This window comes from Gluconobacter sp. Dm-44 (assembly GCF_018256175.1).
Lineage (GTDB): Bacteria > Pseudomonadota > Alphaproteobacteria > Acetobacterales > Acetobacteraceae > Gluconobacter > Gluconobacter cadivus.
In genome coordinates, this window is the sequence record NZ_JAERLZ010000006.1 from 13,198 (window position 1) to 28,256 (window position 15,059).

Here is a 15,059-nt window from a genome sequence, read left to right on the forward strand (position 1 = left end):
CATGAACGATACCCCAGCCCCCGCATTCGATTTCCAGAACCGCGAACCCTTCTGGCAGAACGAATGGAAGCGCCGGAACACTTTTGCCGTTCCTGATGTTCCTCCGGCCGACCGCCCGAAATATTATGTGCTGGAGATGTTTCCGTATCCGTCCGGACAGCTTCATGTCGGACATGTGCGGAACTACACGCTCGGGGACGTGGTGGCGCGTTACAAGCGGGCCCGCGGATTTGCGGTTATGCATCCGATGGGCTGGGATGCATTTGGCCTTCCGGCGGAAAATGCGGCCCGTGAGCGGAATGTTCATCCCGGCAAATGGACGATGGACAACATCGCAGCCATGCGCGGCACACTCCAGCGTCTTGGTTTCTCGCTGGACTGGGATCGTGAGATCGCAACCTGCCTCCCCGAATATTACGGCAAACAGCAGAAACTGTTCGTCGATATGCTGGCGGCTGGGTTGGTTGAGCGCCGGGACTCTCTGGTCAATTGGGATCCGGTCGATGAGACGGTTCTTGCGAACGAGCAGGTCGTCGACGGACGTGGCTGGCGCTCGGGGGCTCTGATCGAGAAAAAGAAGCTTTCCCAGTGGTTCCTGAAGATTACGAAATTTGCCCAGCCGCTGCTGGATGATCTCAAGACGCTGGATCGCTGGCCCGAGCGCGTCCGCACGATGCAGGAGCGCTGGATCGGACGGTCCGAAGGCGCACGGGTGCGCTTTGCTCTCCATCAGGCTCCTGTGGGCTATGATGCGGATCTGGACAGTATCGAAGTCTTCACGACGCGCCCTGATACGCTGTTCGGTCTCAGCTTCGTCGGGATTTCGGCGGAGCATCCTCTGGCGCGCAAGGTTGCCGAGAGCAACCCGCAGGCCGCTGCGTTTATTGAAGAATGTCGTCGTCTCGGAACGTCGGAAGAAGTCATCGAAGCTGCGGAAAAACGCGGTTTTGATACCGGACTGCGCGTTGCCAATCCGCTCGATCCTGAAAAGACCGCTCCTGTCTGGATCGCCAATTTCGTGCTGATGGATTACGGTACCGGCGCTGTTTTCGGGTGTCCCTGTGGCGATCAGCGCGACCTTGATTTTGCCCGTAAATACGATCTGCCGGTTCCGCAGGTCCTGCTGCCTGCGGGACAGGATGCTGAAACTTTCGTTCTGGGCAAAAAGGCCGTTTCGGGCGATGCAACCCTGTTCAATTCAGGCTTTCTGGATGGACTGGATCCCGCGACTGCCCGCACGAAGGTGATCGAGCGGCTCGAAGGTCTGGGGGCAGGAAAAGGCGTCGTGAACTGGCGCCTGCGCGACTGGGGCATCTCTCGTCAGCGCTACTGGGGCTGCCCGATCCCCATCATTCACTGCGAGACCTGTGGTCCGGTTCCTGTTCCCGACGATCAGCTTCCCGTTATCCTGCCGGAAGACGTGACCTTTGACCGACCCGGGAATCCGCTCGACCATCACCCGACCTGGAAGCATGTAAACTGCCCGCATTGCGGAAAGGCAGCTGTCCGGGAAACCGATACCTTCGACACCTTTGTTGACAGTTCCTGGTATTTCGCCCGCTTCACCAGTCCTCATGCCGAGACCCCGACGGTCCCGGCGGCAGCGAATGGCTGGCTTCCCGTTGATCAGTATATCGGCGGTATCGAGCACGCGATCCTTCATCTGCTTTATGCACGCTTCTTCACCCGAGCCATGCATGAAACCGGCCATCTGGATGTGGACGAACCGTTTGCCGGTCTTTTCACTCAGGGCATGGTGACGCATGAGAGCTACCGTGACGAGAGCGGTTGGCTTTATCCCGAAGAAGTCGAGCGTCGTGGTGACACGGTTGTGCGTCGGGACACGGGAGCGCCGGTACAGATCGGCCGTTCCGAAAAAATGTCCAAATCCAAGCGCAACACGGTGTCGCCCGTCGACATCATTGAGCATTATGGTGCCGACACGGCCCGCTGGTTCGTCCTGTCCGATAGTCCGCCCGAAAGGGATATGGAATGGACGGCCTCCGGCGTGGCAGCTTCTGCCCGCTTCGGCCAGAGGCTGCATCGGTTGGTTGCATCGGTTGCAAGCCGTGATGCTGCCGAGAGCATCCACGGTCCCGTCGGGGAAGACCTGCGTCGTGTGACCCATCGGGCCATCGTCGCTGTGGGTGAGGCGCTCGAAGCCTTTACGCCGAATGTTGCCGTGGCGCGTCTGCATGAACTGACCTCGGCACTGGCCGAGGCCGAGCGTCTTGAAGGAGCCGGCATCGCGGCGGCCCGCCGTGAAGCGGCGCAGGTCCTGTGTCTGCTGACAGCACCGATGATGCCGCATCTTGCGGAAGACATGATGGCGATTCTGGAGCCGGGAAGTGCACTGGTCGTGGATCGTCCATGGCCGGAAGCCGAAGAACAGTGGCTTGCCGTCCAGAGTGTGACGATTGGCGTGCAGATCCTCGGTAAGCTGCGCGGGACCATTGAGGTTCCGCCGGACGCACCGAAAGACGATGTGCTTGCCGCCGCTAAAAACGAGCCGAACGTGGCGCGTCTGCTTGAAGGAAAGCGTCTGGTGAAGGAAATCCATGTTCCGAACCGGATCGTCAACTTCGTGGTTGCCGGGTGATGTCTGACCGTCGCAGCACTTTTCTGCTCACGGCTTGTCTTCTGCTGGGGGGGTGTGGTTTCTCACCCCTCTATGGAAAGCTGACGCCAAAAACCGATATGTCGGAAGAGTTGGCCCAGGTTTATGTGGACAATATTCCAGGGCGTTACGGCCAGTTGCTGCGTCTGGCTTTGCAGAAAAATCTGGCGGGCGCCGGGCCGGAAGATCCTCACAAATACATGCTGAAAGTCTATTCCAGCATGAATGAGGAAGCTGTCGACATCCATCAGGATAACACCTCGGGCCGGACACGCAGTACGGGTTCGGCGCATTGGGTGCTTATAACGGTGGAGCAGAACCCGCGTATGCTGGCGCAGGGTGATGCGACGACGCTGGATGGTTTTAATACGAGTTTCGAGCAGTATTTTGCTCAAACCTTGAATGATGAAACTCTTCAGGCGCGTGTTTCCGATACGCTGGCACAGACCGTGACGCAGCAGCTCGCGATCTGGTTCCGCAGTCATAACATGCCCGAGAAAGCGGCTCCCGATGAACTGCCGCGCTATCTGAACACAGACCGGATGCCTGACGACAACGGGAACGCAGCGACGGATCGGACGGGCGTTGACGGCTTCCCGGCATCTGCCACCGGCCGTCTGTCCCGTAGCACGACCAGCACATCCGCCCAGTAAGTGGTGAAAATCGACGCGCGGAATATTGGGCGAACACTGGATGATGCCGGCTCCTGGCGGGCGATCGTGCTTCATGGAGAGGATACCGGCCTTATCCGGGAACGGGCTGCGCAGGCGGTCCGGCGGGTTGCCGGCACGACGGACGATCCGTTTCAGGTGGCGCAGCTTGATCGGGAAACGCAGGACCGTCTTGAAGAAGAAGCCACCGCGCTCTCCCTGATCGGGGGCCGGCGTGTCGTCTGGGTGCGGGACGGGCAGGATAGCCTTGCTCCCCTATTCAAACGGGTACTGGACGCAGATACGGACGCTCTGGTCGTGCTCGAAGCTCCGGGGATTACAGCACGCTCGAAGCTGCGTGCTCTGGCGGAGGCCCACAAACAGGTTGCGTCCATCGCCTGCTACCCCGAAGAGGGGCGCGCTCTTTCCCAGACCGTGACGGAAGCACTGGCTCAGGCGGGCGTCACCATCGACCGTGATGCCCTTATCTGGCTTCTGGGTGTGTTAGGGGCTGATCGCAGCGGGGTGAGGGGGGAAGTTGAAAAACTTCTGCTGTATGCCGGGCCGAATGGCCGTCTTGATGTGCAGGCTGTTCAGGACTGCGTTGGCGATGCGGGTGGCAATTCTCTGGAAGATGCGGCGTTTTCGGCTCTGTGCGGAAATCGCATGATGGCCGATCAGGCGCTCGAACGGGCCCTGGCAGATGGGGCAAATCCCGTAGCAGTGGCGCGAACGGTTCTGGGTGTGCTGATGCGGCTTCAGAAAGTTGCTCAGGCTGTGCAGGACGGGCAGGGACGTGCCGAAGCCATGAAGTCCCTGAAGCCGCCTGTGTTCTTCAAACGCACCGCGGCTTTCGGTCAGGCGCTGGATCGCTGGTCTCTCCCGGCGCTGGCACTGGCAGCACGGGAAACACAGGCTTTCGAACTGGCCTGCAAGCAGAGCGCTTCGCCCGATATGGCGCTATGCAGACGCCATATCGCGTCGCTTTGTACAGTTCGAAAAGCCTGATTTAATAAGCTGCTTTGGGGCATGCGCTCTTCTTCGCATGCCCCGATACGACTTAGAAGCGCGCCGAAACGTCCAGATAATAATACCCGCCATTCATGCCGAGCTGCGATGTGCTCATGTAGTACTTGGGTACGCCCAGATAGCGGTTTCCTTCAGGAACGACAGACGGGAACTTGGCGAAGATATTGTTCCCCCCAATCGTGGCGCTCCATCTAGGACTGATATTGTAGGTGACGGAAGCATTCGTCGTCCATTTCGGCACATTCTGGAATTCCAGATAGTGGCTCGTGGAGTAGGCGTAGGGCCCCGTGTAATAGGTGAGCTGGGATGTCGTCTCGCCGTAACGTATTTCGTGGACGGAGACCGCCCATTTGTTGCGCGCGGAATGCCAGGTCCCGCCGAAGATGATCTTGCTGCGCGGATATGCGGTGGTGATGTAGGCGATATACTGCGCCGTCAGAAGCGGCGTGCCATTCGAGCTGCTGGCCTGATGGCGCAGGCGCGTGCGGTTGAGGTTGATCGCAACATCCCAGTCCGCATGGCCATAACGTCCGAAATCGGTCGGATAGGTTGCTGTCAGGTCAAGTCCCTGCGTCCGCGTATTGGCGACATTGGCAAACCAGTGCGTGGCAAGCTGGCTGCCGGTCCAAGTAGAAGCTTCCGGCGGGAGTTTGAAATTATCGGCGAGGAGAGCCTTGCGGGCCTGGTCGCCATAGATCGAACCGCCCGGCATGATCCGGTCCCGCAGGTCGATCTGATACACATCGACAGTCACATGCAGCTGCTTGATCGGCTCGACGATGATGCCGCCTTCAGCACTCGTGGAGGACTCCGATTTCAATGCTGATGCGCCGTTGGACAGCGCACCGGGGGAGTTCGCCGCGATGATGCCACTGGCAGCGGTCGGCGAGACGGACAGCGCGGAATAATGCTCCTGCGCCAGCGTCGGAGCATGGAAACCGTTGCTGAACGTACCGCGGATCGCAAAGCGCGGGCTGAAATCGTAACGGGTCGAGATCTTGCCGGTCTTGGTGTTGCCGACATCCGTATAATGTTCGACCCGTCCGGCAAGATCGACCTGCCAGTGCTTCATCAGGTTGGTGGAGATGTCGAGATAGCCTGCCGCAACGTCACGGGACCATTTTCCGGCATTGGCCGGGTTGGTGCCGGGAAAGCCGTCCGAGCTGGAATAGTTATAGCTGGCCGGAGAGCCGGTCCCGATTGCATAGGCTTCATAGCGATAGGACGCACCGCCTGCGACGTTGATGGCATATGGCCAGAACGACGTACGGAACTTGCGGCTGAGGTCGACGCTGTTTGTCCATTGCGTGTTGTTATAGGACTGCGCGGCAAATGAGGTCGGCGTCTCGCCCGTGGCTGTGTACAGTCCCACATTCGTGGTGCTGTCGGCGTTTACAGCATCATAATCCCGACCGAAAACCGACGACACGTCCCAGTGCCAGCCCGCCAGCGTGCCTTTCAGACCAGCCGTCAGTTCGTAATCGTCTTCTTCCAGAGCCTCGATGGGGGAATAGCCATACGGATAGATCGCCGCGTAGCCGGGATATTTGGCGAGCGAAGAGGGCAGGCGGTAGTTCTGATAGGATTCCGCATGACGATGCGCATAGGTCGCACCGGCATAGGCCTGGATATCATCGGTGATGTCATAGCCCGCATTGATAGCGACGCTTTCACGCGTCTGTTCGGGCTGTCCCAGAAGCTGGTTGACGTCGGTGTGGGTGCGGTTGTCGTTTCCGGAGCGGAAAGTGTGGTCCTGATGGACGAAATCGCCGCCGATATGAACAAAACCGCGATTGTTCAGGTTCAGGCCGCCATCAATGAACACGCCCTGCTGGAAACCATCGCCTTCGCTCGTGATCCCGGTGTTCGAACGCATGGTCAGACCATGGTTCTGCTTCTTGAGAATGATGTTGACCACACCCGCAATGGCGTCGGAGCCATACTGGGCGGACGCACCGTCGCGCAGGACTTCGATATGGTCGATCATGGCCATGGGGATCATGTCGATATCGACAGGCGTGGATCCCTGTGCCGGTCCGCCATCGGCGTAGATATTGGCTGTGGTGTGGCGCCGCTTGCCATCGACGAGCACGAGCGTCTCATTGGGGTTGAGGCCACGCAGCGAAATGCTGTCGGTCAGCGCACCCGCATCGAAGCCACCTGTCGGAACGGTCAGGGAAGGCAGCAGCAGCGCCAGGGAGTCACGCAGCGTGGGCTGACCCGTTCCTGTTAACTGGCGGTTCGTTACAATATCGACCGGAGCGATCGAATCCCGCGCCTTTTTGCCAAACTCGCGCGTTCCCGTCACGACGACCGCTTCTGTTCCTCCCGAAACTTCGGTTTCGTGCCGTGGCGTCTGGGCGGCTTTCGCCTTTCTGGCCGCAGGCGTTGTCCGCGCCTGTTTATGCGCGCCTGAAACGGAGTGAGCCGGAACTGGCTGCGGTGTTGCAGCACGGCTCTCGGCGGTCACAAGGAGGAATGTGGAGCCGAGAAGAGACGTGCCCAGAAGGGTCAGATGACGAAGGGAAAGCTGGGTCAGCACTTTTACCACGCAATAAGTTAGTATTTTATATGAGCCACAAAATTGGTTCGTATTTGCGGAAGGTCAACATAATTTTCCGGTTCCAGAAAAATTCCGATCACATTTTGCAGGGCCTGTGGCGTTCCTTACACGGATCGGGCGTTATGGAAACGGTTTGTTTTGAAAATGAATTTCGGAGAATGCACATGAAACGACGTCATTTCCTGCAGGCAGCGTCGGCAGCCCCGGCATCTCTTGCAGTCACGGCAGCCCTGCCAACCTCTCAGGCACGGGCCGCCGGAAACGAGGATAACGGAACCGGCCCCTATGGCGCGCTTGATGTCGTCGCTGAATTTGACGGCCCCGGTCCCTCCGGGATCGTCGTGCTTCCGAATGGCCGGACCTTTGTAGGTTTTCCGCGCCATGCGGTAGATCATAAAGGCGCAACGCTTGGCGAACTGGTGGACGGAAAGGTCGTGCCATACCCCAACGCCGAGATGAGTCTTCCGGGCAATGCTCCGGCAGAGTGCCTTGTTTCCGTTCACGGCATGACCACGGATCGTGAGGGCCGCCTCTGGGTGATTGATGACGGCAAACGCGCCGGGCATCCTCTTCAGCCCGGAGCCGCAAAGATCGTCTGTATCGACCCGACGACAAATCGTGTCGCTCACAAAATCATTCTTAAAGCGCCCGCCCTGTTGCCGGACAGTCACATGAACGACCTCCGGGTGTCACTGTCGCACGGTGCACAGGGGACGGTTTTTGTAACGGATTCGTCTTTCGGAACCAGCCCTGCTCTCGTGGTTGTCGATGTCGCCACTCAGCAGGCACGGCGGCTTTTGACCAAACATCCCGCCATTCTGCCGGAGGCTGGTTTTTTGGCCATCGTGGAGGGAGAACCCCGTCGTTACATTCCCGGACATCCCCAACTGGTCTCTGGTGGCGTAGATGGGATTGCCCTGACGAAAGACGAAAAAACTCTCTATTTCGCGCCGTTAACCAGCCGTCGGCTCTACAGCCTGCCTGTGGACCTGCTGGCAGATCCAACATCGGACGATACGGTTCTGGCGCCTGCCATCCGCGACGAAGGCGAAAAAGGGGTGGCGGACGGACTGGCGCTGGATGACCATGACCGGCTTTACACGACGAATTACGAGCATGACTGCATCCTGAGGCGCGATCAGGATGGCTCTTTCAAAATGATGCTCCGTGATCCACGCGCCCTGTCACCGGACGGAATTTTCGCAACGGCTGATCATGTTTACTGCACGTTCGGGCAGTGGAACCGTCTGGCGTCGTTCAATGACGGTAAGGACCGCAGGGTCACACCCTATCTGCTGATCCGCTTTCCGATCGAACAGAAGCAGCCTTATGATGCGGTACCAAACGGTCAGAAAACCTGAACCCAGACGCAAAACGCCCCGGTGGACAGTTCCACCGGGGCGTCTGAAGGCCTGTCTGTCTGAACCGGATGTCAGGCCGTCGTGGACGGTGCCTGACCTTCGGGTGTGTGCTGGTCGACAGCAGCCGGGAGAAGCTGTGCCAGTGCAGGCAGGATCGTTCCGGCAGGCAGGCCCGTCTTGGCGACGATCGTCTGGATCTGCTGGTCCGTCAGCAGGCTGCGCAGCTCGTCAGTGGTGATGGGCAGGTTCTCGCCATTGCCGATCCAGGAATGGATCTTGTCGGTCAGACCGGCGCTCTGGGCCTGGCTGATGAGCATGTTGAGGCCATCGCCCTTGAGGAATTCGCCGATGCTGCCGCCGAACTTGTCGCCAAGCTGCCCGCCGATCGCGCCCACAGCCTGGTTCATGAGGTTTCCGAGAAAGCCGCTCATCCGTGTTGTTCCGTTCTTTCAGACGCGGCGTTTCGGGCCGCAATTGGTGTTACGAAGTCCGTTTGCCGCTGAGTTCCTGCGGAACTTCGACGTCGATTTCGAGCATGGAGCAGCCGCTGCCACGATCAACCTTGATCTGGACCTTGTCCTGATCAACGGCGACATGGCGCGCGATGACTTCCATGATTTCCTTATGAAGCTGGCGGATCAGATCGGACTCACCGCTCTCACCGCCTGCGCTGCGTTCATGGGCGAGCAGGATCTGAAGCCGATCCTTGGCGACGCTGCTGGACTGCTGGCGGCGCGCGAAGATGTTTGCGAGAAAACTCATGAACTCATGCGTCCCTCTTGAAAAGCCAGTCAAGGAAACCGCGCTTTTCGACGGGTACCGAGACTTCGAGCTTCTCGCCGCTCAGGCGACGGGCTGCTTCGAAATAAGCGCGGGCAGGAAGGCTTGTAGGCGCTGCCAGAGTGACAGGCGCGCCGACATTGGAGGACTTCAGCACGTCCTCGCTCTCCGGGACGATGCCGAGCAGCGGAATGGAGAGGATTTCGAGGACGTCCTCGACGCTCAGCATTTCTTTTCGTGCCGCACGAGCCGGGTCATAGCGGGTCAGAAGCAGATGCTTGTCGACCTTCTCGCCCTGCTCGGCCTTCTTGGTCTTGCTGTCCAGCAGGCCGATGATCCGGTCGGAATCACGCACCGAGCTGACTTCGGGATTGGTTACGATCACGGCCATATCGGCATGATACATGGCAAGCTGCGCGCCACGTTCGATGCCGGCCGGGCTGTCGCAGATCACCCAGTCGAACTTCTCGCGAAGCTCATCCATCACGCGGGCGACGCCCTCGGAGGTCAGGGCGTCCTTGTCCCGGGTCTGGGAGGCCGGAAGGATCGACAGGGTTTCGCAGCGCTTGTCGCGGATCAGAGCCTGCGACAGGCGGGCATCGCCCTGCACGACATTGATGAGATCGAAAACCACCCGGCGTTCGGCCCCCATGACCAGGTCGAGGTTCCGAAGCCCGACATCGAAATCAACCACCACCACATTCTGTCCGCTCTGAGCGAGAGCGGCGCCGAGCGCGGCGGTCGATGTCGTCTTGCCGACGCCACCCTTGCCGGAAGTGACAACCAGAACCTTGGACATGAATACTCCAGAAAAACGTCTCTTCGGTCTGCGCCTGCCCATAACAGGCCAACGCGGGCCGATATCTCATTCTATGAATGTTTTATGCGTCGCGGCAACCTGCGAATAGGGGTACTTTCATGGCAGCCCGCATCACGTTATTGCCCGGATCACACGGGGAGCGGCAGAACACGGACCCGGTCTTCATCCAGAGCGGCCTGCGCGGCCTGCCCCAGAAGGGCGGGGTCGATGTCTTCGGTCACGGCATAATAGCCATCGAGCGCCAGAAGTTCGGCCTGCATGCGGCTGGCGAAAATACGGCTCTGGGACTGCCCGCCCACGCCCGCAATCGCTCGCCCACGCAAGGTTCCGTAAACATGGATTGAACCCGCAGCCACGATTTCGGCGCCAGAAGACACCGATCCTAGGATGATCACATCGCCCTGCATATGCTGGATGCTCTGACCTGAACGCACGGTCTGATCGATAATGAGCGTTCCACCGCCTGAAACCGGCCCAGCGGCGCTGGTGGACGGGTCTTCCGGAATTTCGACTTCTCCGGCGGGGCGGCCACCATCCAGCATTTCCGGCCAGTCCCAGTGTGCGACAGCCGGCCAGTGACGGCTTCCCCCTTCAAGACCGATAATCCGAACCCCCCGGCCCCGGATATCGTCCAGCAGCGTCGCAAGGCCCGGCGTGTTTTCATCAAGAAGACCCAGATCCAGAATGATCGGTTTTCCGGTGAACAGTCCGCCAGATCGAGCGACCTGATAGTCCAGACCGTCCAGCCAGAGCGGGAGGGGCGCCTCGGGCGACAGGACGAGCGCGAGGAAGGAACGGCCACGGGCACGGATGCGCATGGGGGCGGTTGAAGAGGGTACGGAAACGGGATCGGGCATCGTGAAAATCGTCGGACCTGTGTCGGGCAGTCGGTGAGGCTCTTGTGAGCGGGTATCGGCTGACTTAGAAAGTGGCAATGCGTATCCTGCATCACCTTCCACTTTCTCCGCAATGCCGTCTTGTGAGGCTTGCCCTCACCGAGAAGCGACTCCCGTTCGAACCCGTCATTGAACGGGTGTGGGAGCAGCGCGAGGAATTCCTGCATCTCAATCCCGCAGGCGAAGTGCCTGTGCTCGTTGAGGAAAATGGTCTGGCCGTGCCTGGCGGACGCGTCATTTGCGAATATCTGGAAGATGCCTATCCCGATACGCCGCTTCTGGGGCGGACCTTTGCCGACCGCGTCGAAACCCGGCGACTTGTGGACTGGTTCGAGACCCGTTTTGCGCAGGAAGTCACCCGGAACCTTCTGGGCGAGAAAGTGGACAAGCGCCAGTTCGGGCGTGGCCATCCGGACGGCAATGCGCTGCGGGCCGGGTACGCGAACATGCGTTTTCATCTCGATTATATCGGCTGGCTGGCGGAAACGCGCTCCTGGCTGGCGGGGCCTGCGCTGTCACTGGCGGATTTCGCGGCTGCGGCGCATCTGTCGGCGCTCGATTTCATCGGCGACGTGAACTGGTCCAAGGCACCCGCCGCGAAGGACTGGTATGCCCGGGTAAAGTCCCGGCCCTGTTTCCGGGGGCTGCTGTCTGACAAGGTCAGTGGCATCACGCCGCCCGCGCATTACGCCAATCTGGATTTCTGAGAGCTGCTATGATGAACCCCGATGTGATTGTGCTCGGAGCCGGGGCAGCGGGGCTGATGGCGGCGGCTGTTGCAGGGCAGAACGGTGCGCGGGTTCTGGTTCTGGATCACGGGCCGGAGCCAGGGCGCAAGATCCTGATCTCGGGCGGCGGGCGGTGCAATTTTACGCATCTCGAAACCGGCCCGAACTGTTTCATTTCCCAGAACCGTCATTTCGCCCGCTCCGCGCTGGCGCGCTATACGCCGCAGGATTTCCTCAAGCTCGTAAACCGCTATGGCATTGCCTGGCACGAGAAAGCGCGCGGGCAGCTTTTCTGTGACGGGTCGGCCGGGCAGATCGTGGACATGCTGGTTTCGGAGTGTCGGGCCGCTGGCTGCGAATTTCGGATGCAGACGCGGATTCTGGATGTTCGCCGGGCAGAGCACGGATTTATTATCGTCACGGATGGCGGCGAGATCCGCACGGGCTCCGTCATCCTTGCGACGGGTGGGCTGTCCATTCCCAAGCTCGGGGCTTCTGATCTGTCGTTGCGGCTGGCGCGGAAGTTCGGACTGCGCGTGGTGCCGACGGCCCCGGCGCTCGTGCCGCTGGTTCTGGAAGATGCCGACCCAGAGCTTGCAGGCGTTTCGCTGCCGATCGTGGCGCGGGTGGGCAAGAAAGGGCCGCGCTTTGAGGACGGGATGGTCTTCACCCATCGCGGCGTGTCAGGCCCGGCGATTTTGCAGATTTCGTCCTATCTGGAAAGCGGCGATGCGGCGCAGATTGATCTGCTGCCGGGGCAGAATGCGCTGAGCGTGCTGCTGAAAATTAAAAAAGACCGTCCGAAAGCGCTCCCGCCGAGCCTGCTGGAAGCGCTGCCCCAGAGGCTGGCGCGTGCTTTGGCCGCAGGAATGGGCGATACGATGCTGGCGAACCAGCCGGACCGTGCGATCAAGGCACTGGCTGAGCGGATTTCGAACTGGCAGCTTCGTCCCGCCGGGACGGAGGGCTACGCCAAGGCGGAAGTCATGCGTGGCGGGATCGACACGCGGGATCTGTCGTCCCAGACGCTGGAAGCCCGGGAAATCCCCGGACTTTACGCGATTGGAGAAGCCGTGGACGTGACGGGCTGGCTTGGTGGACATAACTTCCAATGGGCCTGGGCGAGCGGTGTTGCAGCTGGGCAGGCGGCAGCTGCCGGGCATCGCTGAGGGCGCATTGCCACAGGATTGCCATGCTGGCGTTCGATCAGGCGGAAACCGATGACGTGGCGATCCGTTTGCGCTTCTCTAAGGACCGGTTTTCACCCTAGCCGATGTAAGGACACATCCATTATGTCTCGTTCCGTTTTCCGTCATGTTCTGCGTACTGCCGCAGGTCTGTCTTTTTTGGGGCTGGGGGCGTGTGTCGGGACGGCGGCACCGGGGCCGATTGCGCCGGGAACGCCCATCGCCGGTTATGGCTATACCTGTAAGGCCGGGATCTATACCTGCAAAATGCCAACGCAGGTTCCGCTGGGTGCACCGTGTTCGTGCCCGGGTCTGGGAGCGGCATCGTACGGAAATATCCATCAGCCGTAAGCGCGGCATTGGCCGGTTTGCGTTGAACGGCTAGGACTGCGCCATGCAGGAGAATATTTCCGGAATGGCGCAGTTTTTCCCCTGGATCGTCGCGGCGGTCGCGCTGGTGGTTGCTTTGCTGGCGATCCTGCGGAGTGGCAATGGCAGCGGACGGTTCGAGCGCCTTCTTGAGCGTGAGGCGCAGGAGCGCTCACAGGACGTCGAATATCATCGGGCCCATCTGTCGGAAGTCGAACGCGTTCTGTCGGGGCGGCTGGATCAGTTCCGGCTGGAAACCAGCGAGCGCCTGAGTCTTCTGGCGCGTAATCTGGGGCAGGATCAGGCGGAAGGTCGCCTTCTGTTATCGGATGCGCTGCGTGAGATGGCGCAGAGCCAGAACGAACAGATCGAGCGGATCCGGGCGACCGTGAACGAACAGCTTCACGGTGCTGTTGAAAAGCAGATGCAGACCAGCTTCCAGCGCGTGGTGGAGCAATTCAGCGCCATGCAGAAGGCGCTGGGCGAGGTCACGAGTGTGACGGCGCAGATCGGCGATCTGAAGCGGCTGTTTTCCAATGTGAAGACACGTGGTGGCTGGGGTGAGGCGCAGTGCCGGTCCATTCTGGACGATATTCTCCCCGAAGGAAGTTACGACACCAATTTCCGCCTTGGAACGGCCGGTGAGAATGTTGAATTCGCGATCAAGATGCCGGTGCGCGGCACGGAAACGCCACCACGGCTGGCGATTGACAGCAAATTCCCGACCGAAGCCTATGAAAGACTGTTGAACGCCTCGGATGCCGGGGATGCGCTGGCGGAACGTCAGGCGCGGCGCGAACTGGAAAACGTGATCCGGTTTGAGGCAAAGAAAATCGCGTCGAAATATATCCTTCCGCCCTTGACGGTGGAATTTGCCGTGTTGTATTTGCCGACCGACGGGCTTTATGCCGAAATTGCCCGCATGCCCGGTGTCATTGATGAAATCGGGCGGCTGCATCGCGTGATGGTGATGGGGCCGTCGCTGCTGCCGGCGATGCTCCGGACGGTGCATCTAGGCTATGTCACACTCACACTTGAAGAACGGACAGAGGCGATTGCCGGGCTTCTGGGGGCGACGCGGCAGGAAATGCTGCGGATGGATCAGGTGTTGGAAAAGCTGCATCGTAATGCCGGGACGATGGGCAATACGATCGAAGAAGCCCGTCGGCGGACACGTGTGCTCGGGAGGCGGCTGCGGGCGCTGGACGGAACGACCGACGAGATGGAAGAGGCTCTGGAAGATCCGTCCTCCCCCTGAGATCCTGCCTTTAAGACCGATTTTAATTGGATGACATCGGGGCCTGCCCCATGTGAAGATCATGACCATGACGTCTGCACATGATTCCGGAGCGCCTGAGCGCCTTTCCGAACCTTCTCCCCGGCTTCTGCTGATCGAAGACGATGACAGCATTGCGGCCGAGGTCGTGGAGGAACTCACGACGCGCGGCTATGATGTCACGCGGGCCGCGACGGGTGTCGAGGGTCTGGATCAGGCTTGTACCGGGCAGTTCGATCTGATGATCGTGGACCGGATGTTGCCGGAACTCGACGGGCTGACGGTGATCGAGAGCGTGCGTGCACAGCGCATTACCATTCCGGTCCTGGTGCTTTCGGCGCTTTCCGCTGTGGACGACCGTGTTAGCGGCCTCAAGGCGGGGGGCGATGACTATCTGACCAAGCCCTTCGCGATGGAAGAGCTGGCTGCGCGTCTGGAGGCTCTGCTGAGGCGTCCGACGGACAGCCGTGTGACGGTGCTTCGCGTTGGTCCGCTTGAAATGGATCTGATCGAGCGCCGGGTGTTCCGGAACGGACAGGAAATCGAACTGCTTCCGCGGGAATTCCGCCTTCTGGAATACATGATGCGTCGCCCGGACACGGTGCTGACACGGACGATGCTACTGGAAGACGTATGGAATTACCGCTTTGTTCCGCAGACAAATCTGGTGGACGTCCATATCGGAAAGCTGCGTCGCAAGATTGATCTGCCTGGCGAGCCGCCGCTCATTCACAGTATTCGCGGTGCCGGGTTCAGTCTGCGTGTCACGGGCTGAACTGCGTT

14 protein-coding genes are annotated in these 15,059 nt (G+C 60.0%); 9 read left to right on the top strand and 5 right to left on the bottom strand.

All coding sequences use genetic code 11. The annotated features are described in order from the left end of the window. Position 1 precedes the first annotated feature (1 nt). From leuS to holA, 3 genes are read left to right on the top strand one after another with little or no spacing between them, the layout of a single operon-like run. A complete protein-coding gene (gene leuS, locus JK213_RS08625; RefSeq protein WP_194262286.1) occupies positions 2–2,599 on the top strand; it encodes a leucine--tRNA ligase in 2,598 nt (865 codons plus the stop codon). Next, positions 2,599–3,270, top strand: coding sequence for a hypothetical protein (locus JK213_RS08630; RefSeq protein ID WP_194262287.1), 672 nt, complete (start codon positions 2,599–2,601; stop codon positions 3,268–3,270). Before leuS ends, JK213_RS08630 begins: the two co-directional genes overlap by 1 nt. 3 nt (positions 3,271–3,273) lie before the next feature. Continuing rightward, positions 3,274–4,275, top strand: a complete 1,002-nt coding sequence (gene holA, locus JK213_RS08635; RefSeq protein WP_194262409.1) for a DNA polymerase III subunit delta — start codon at positions 3,274–3,276, stop codon at positions 4,273–4,275. A gap of 52 nt (positions 4,276–4,327) precedes the next feature. Here the strand turns inward: holA and JK213_RS08640 are convergent, their stop codons facing one another. Then, the gene (locus tag JK213_RS08640) at positions 4,328–6,766 is read right to left on the bottom strand and encodes a TonB-dependent receptor plug domain-containing protein (RefSeq protein ID WP_408869893.1); all 2,439 of its coding nucleotides are present in this window, start codon (positions 6,764–6,766) and stop codon (positions 4,328–4,330) included. A 257-nt stretch (positions 6,767–7,023) separates the two neighbouring features. Here JK213_RS08640 and JK213_RS08645 point away from each other — a divergent pair, with 257 nt between their 5' ends. After that, on the top strand, positions 7,024–8,220 hold the full coding sequence (locus tag JK213_RS08645) for an SMP-30/gluconolactonase/LRE family protein (protein WP_194262288.1): 1,197 nt from the start codon (positions 7,024–7,026) through the stop codon (positions 8,218–8,220). A 71-nt stretch (positions 8,221–8,291) separates the two neighbouring features. Here JK213_RS08645 and JK213_RS08650 read toward each other — a convergent pair whose 3' ends face one another. From JK213_RS08650 to minC, 4 genes are all read right to left on the bottom strand, one after another. Further along, positions 8,292–8,651, bottom strand: coding sequence for a YidB family protein (locus JK213_RS08650; protein WP_194262289.1), 360 nt, complete (start codon positions 8,649–8,651; stop codon positions 8,292–8,294). Positions 8,652–8,700: 49 nt separating this feature from the next. Continuing rightward, positions 8,701–8,982: a cell division topological specificity factor MinE gene (gene minE / locus JK213_RS08655; RefSeq protein ID WP_099286930.1), complete on the bottom strand. Its 282-nt coding sequence runs from the start codon at positions 8,980–8,982 to the stop codon at positions 8,701–8,703. A 4-nt stretch (positions 8,983–8,986) separates the two neighbouring features. Beyond that, entirely contained in the window at positions 8,987–9,799 is an 813-nt protein-coding gene (gene minD, locus JK213_RS08660) for a septum site-determining protein MinD (protein ID WP_062027254.1), read from the bottom strand. 149 nt (positions 9,800–9,948) lie between these two features. After that, a complete protein-coding gene (gene minC, locus JK213_RS08665) occupies positions 9,949–10,677 on the bottom strand; it encodes a septum site-determining protein MinC (protein WP_194262290.1) in 729 nt (242 codons plus the stop codon). A 77-nt stretch (positions 10,678–10,754) separates the two neighbouring features. Between minC and JK213_RS08670 the strand changes: the two genes are divergently transcribed. The 5 genes from JK213_RS08670 to JK213_RS08690 all read left to right on the top strand — a co-directional run bounded on the left by JK213_RS08670 (position 10,755) and on the right by JK213_RS08690 (position 15,051). Beyond that, positions 10,755–11,423, top strand: a complete 669-nt coding sequence (locus tag JK213_RS08670; RefSeq protein ID WP_194262291.1) for a glutathione S-transferase family protein — start codon at positions 10,755–10,757, stop codon at positions 11,421–11,423. Positions 11,424–11,434: 11 nt separating this feature from the next. Then, positions 11,435–12,613 (top strand): aminoacetone oxidase family FAD-binding enzyme, encoded by a 1,179-nt coding sequence (locus tag JK213_RS08675; RefSeq protein WP_194262411.1) that lies wholly within the window; start codon positions 11,435–11,437, stop codon positions 12,611–12,613. Between the two features lie 123 nt (positions 12,614–12,736). Then, positions 12,737–12,982 (top strand): hypothetical protein, encoded by a 246-nt coding sequence (locus tag JK213_RS08680; protein WP_099286928.1) that lies wholly within the window; start codon positions 12,737–12,739, stop codon positions 12,980–12,982. A gap of 43 nt (positions 12,983–13,025) precedes the next feature. Then, entirely contained in the window at positions 13,026–14,258 is a 1,233-nt protein-coding gene (locus JK213_RS08685) for a DNA recombination protein RmuC (RefSeq protein ID WP_194262292.1), read from the top strand. 61 nt (positions 14,259–14,319) lie between these two features. Then, the gene (locus JK213_RS08690) at positions 14,320–15,051 is read left to right on the top strand and encodes a response regulator transcription factor (RefSeq protein ID WP_407925765.1); all 732 of its coding nucleotides are present in this window, start codon (positions 14,320–14,322) and stop codon (positions 15,049–15,051) included. Positions 15,052–15,059 lie beyond the last annotated feature (8 nt).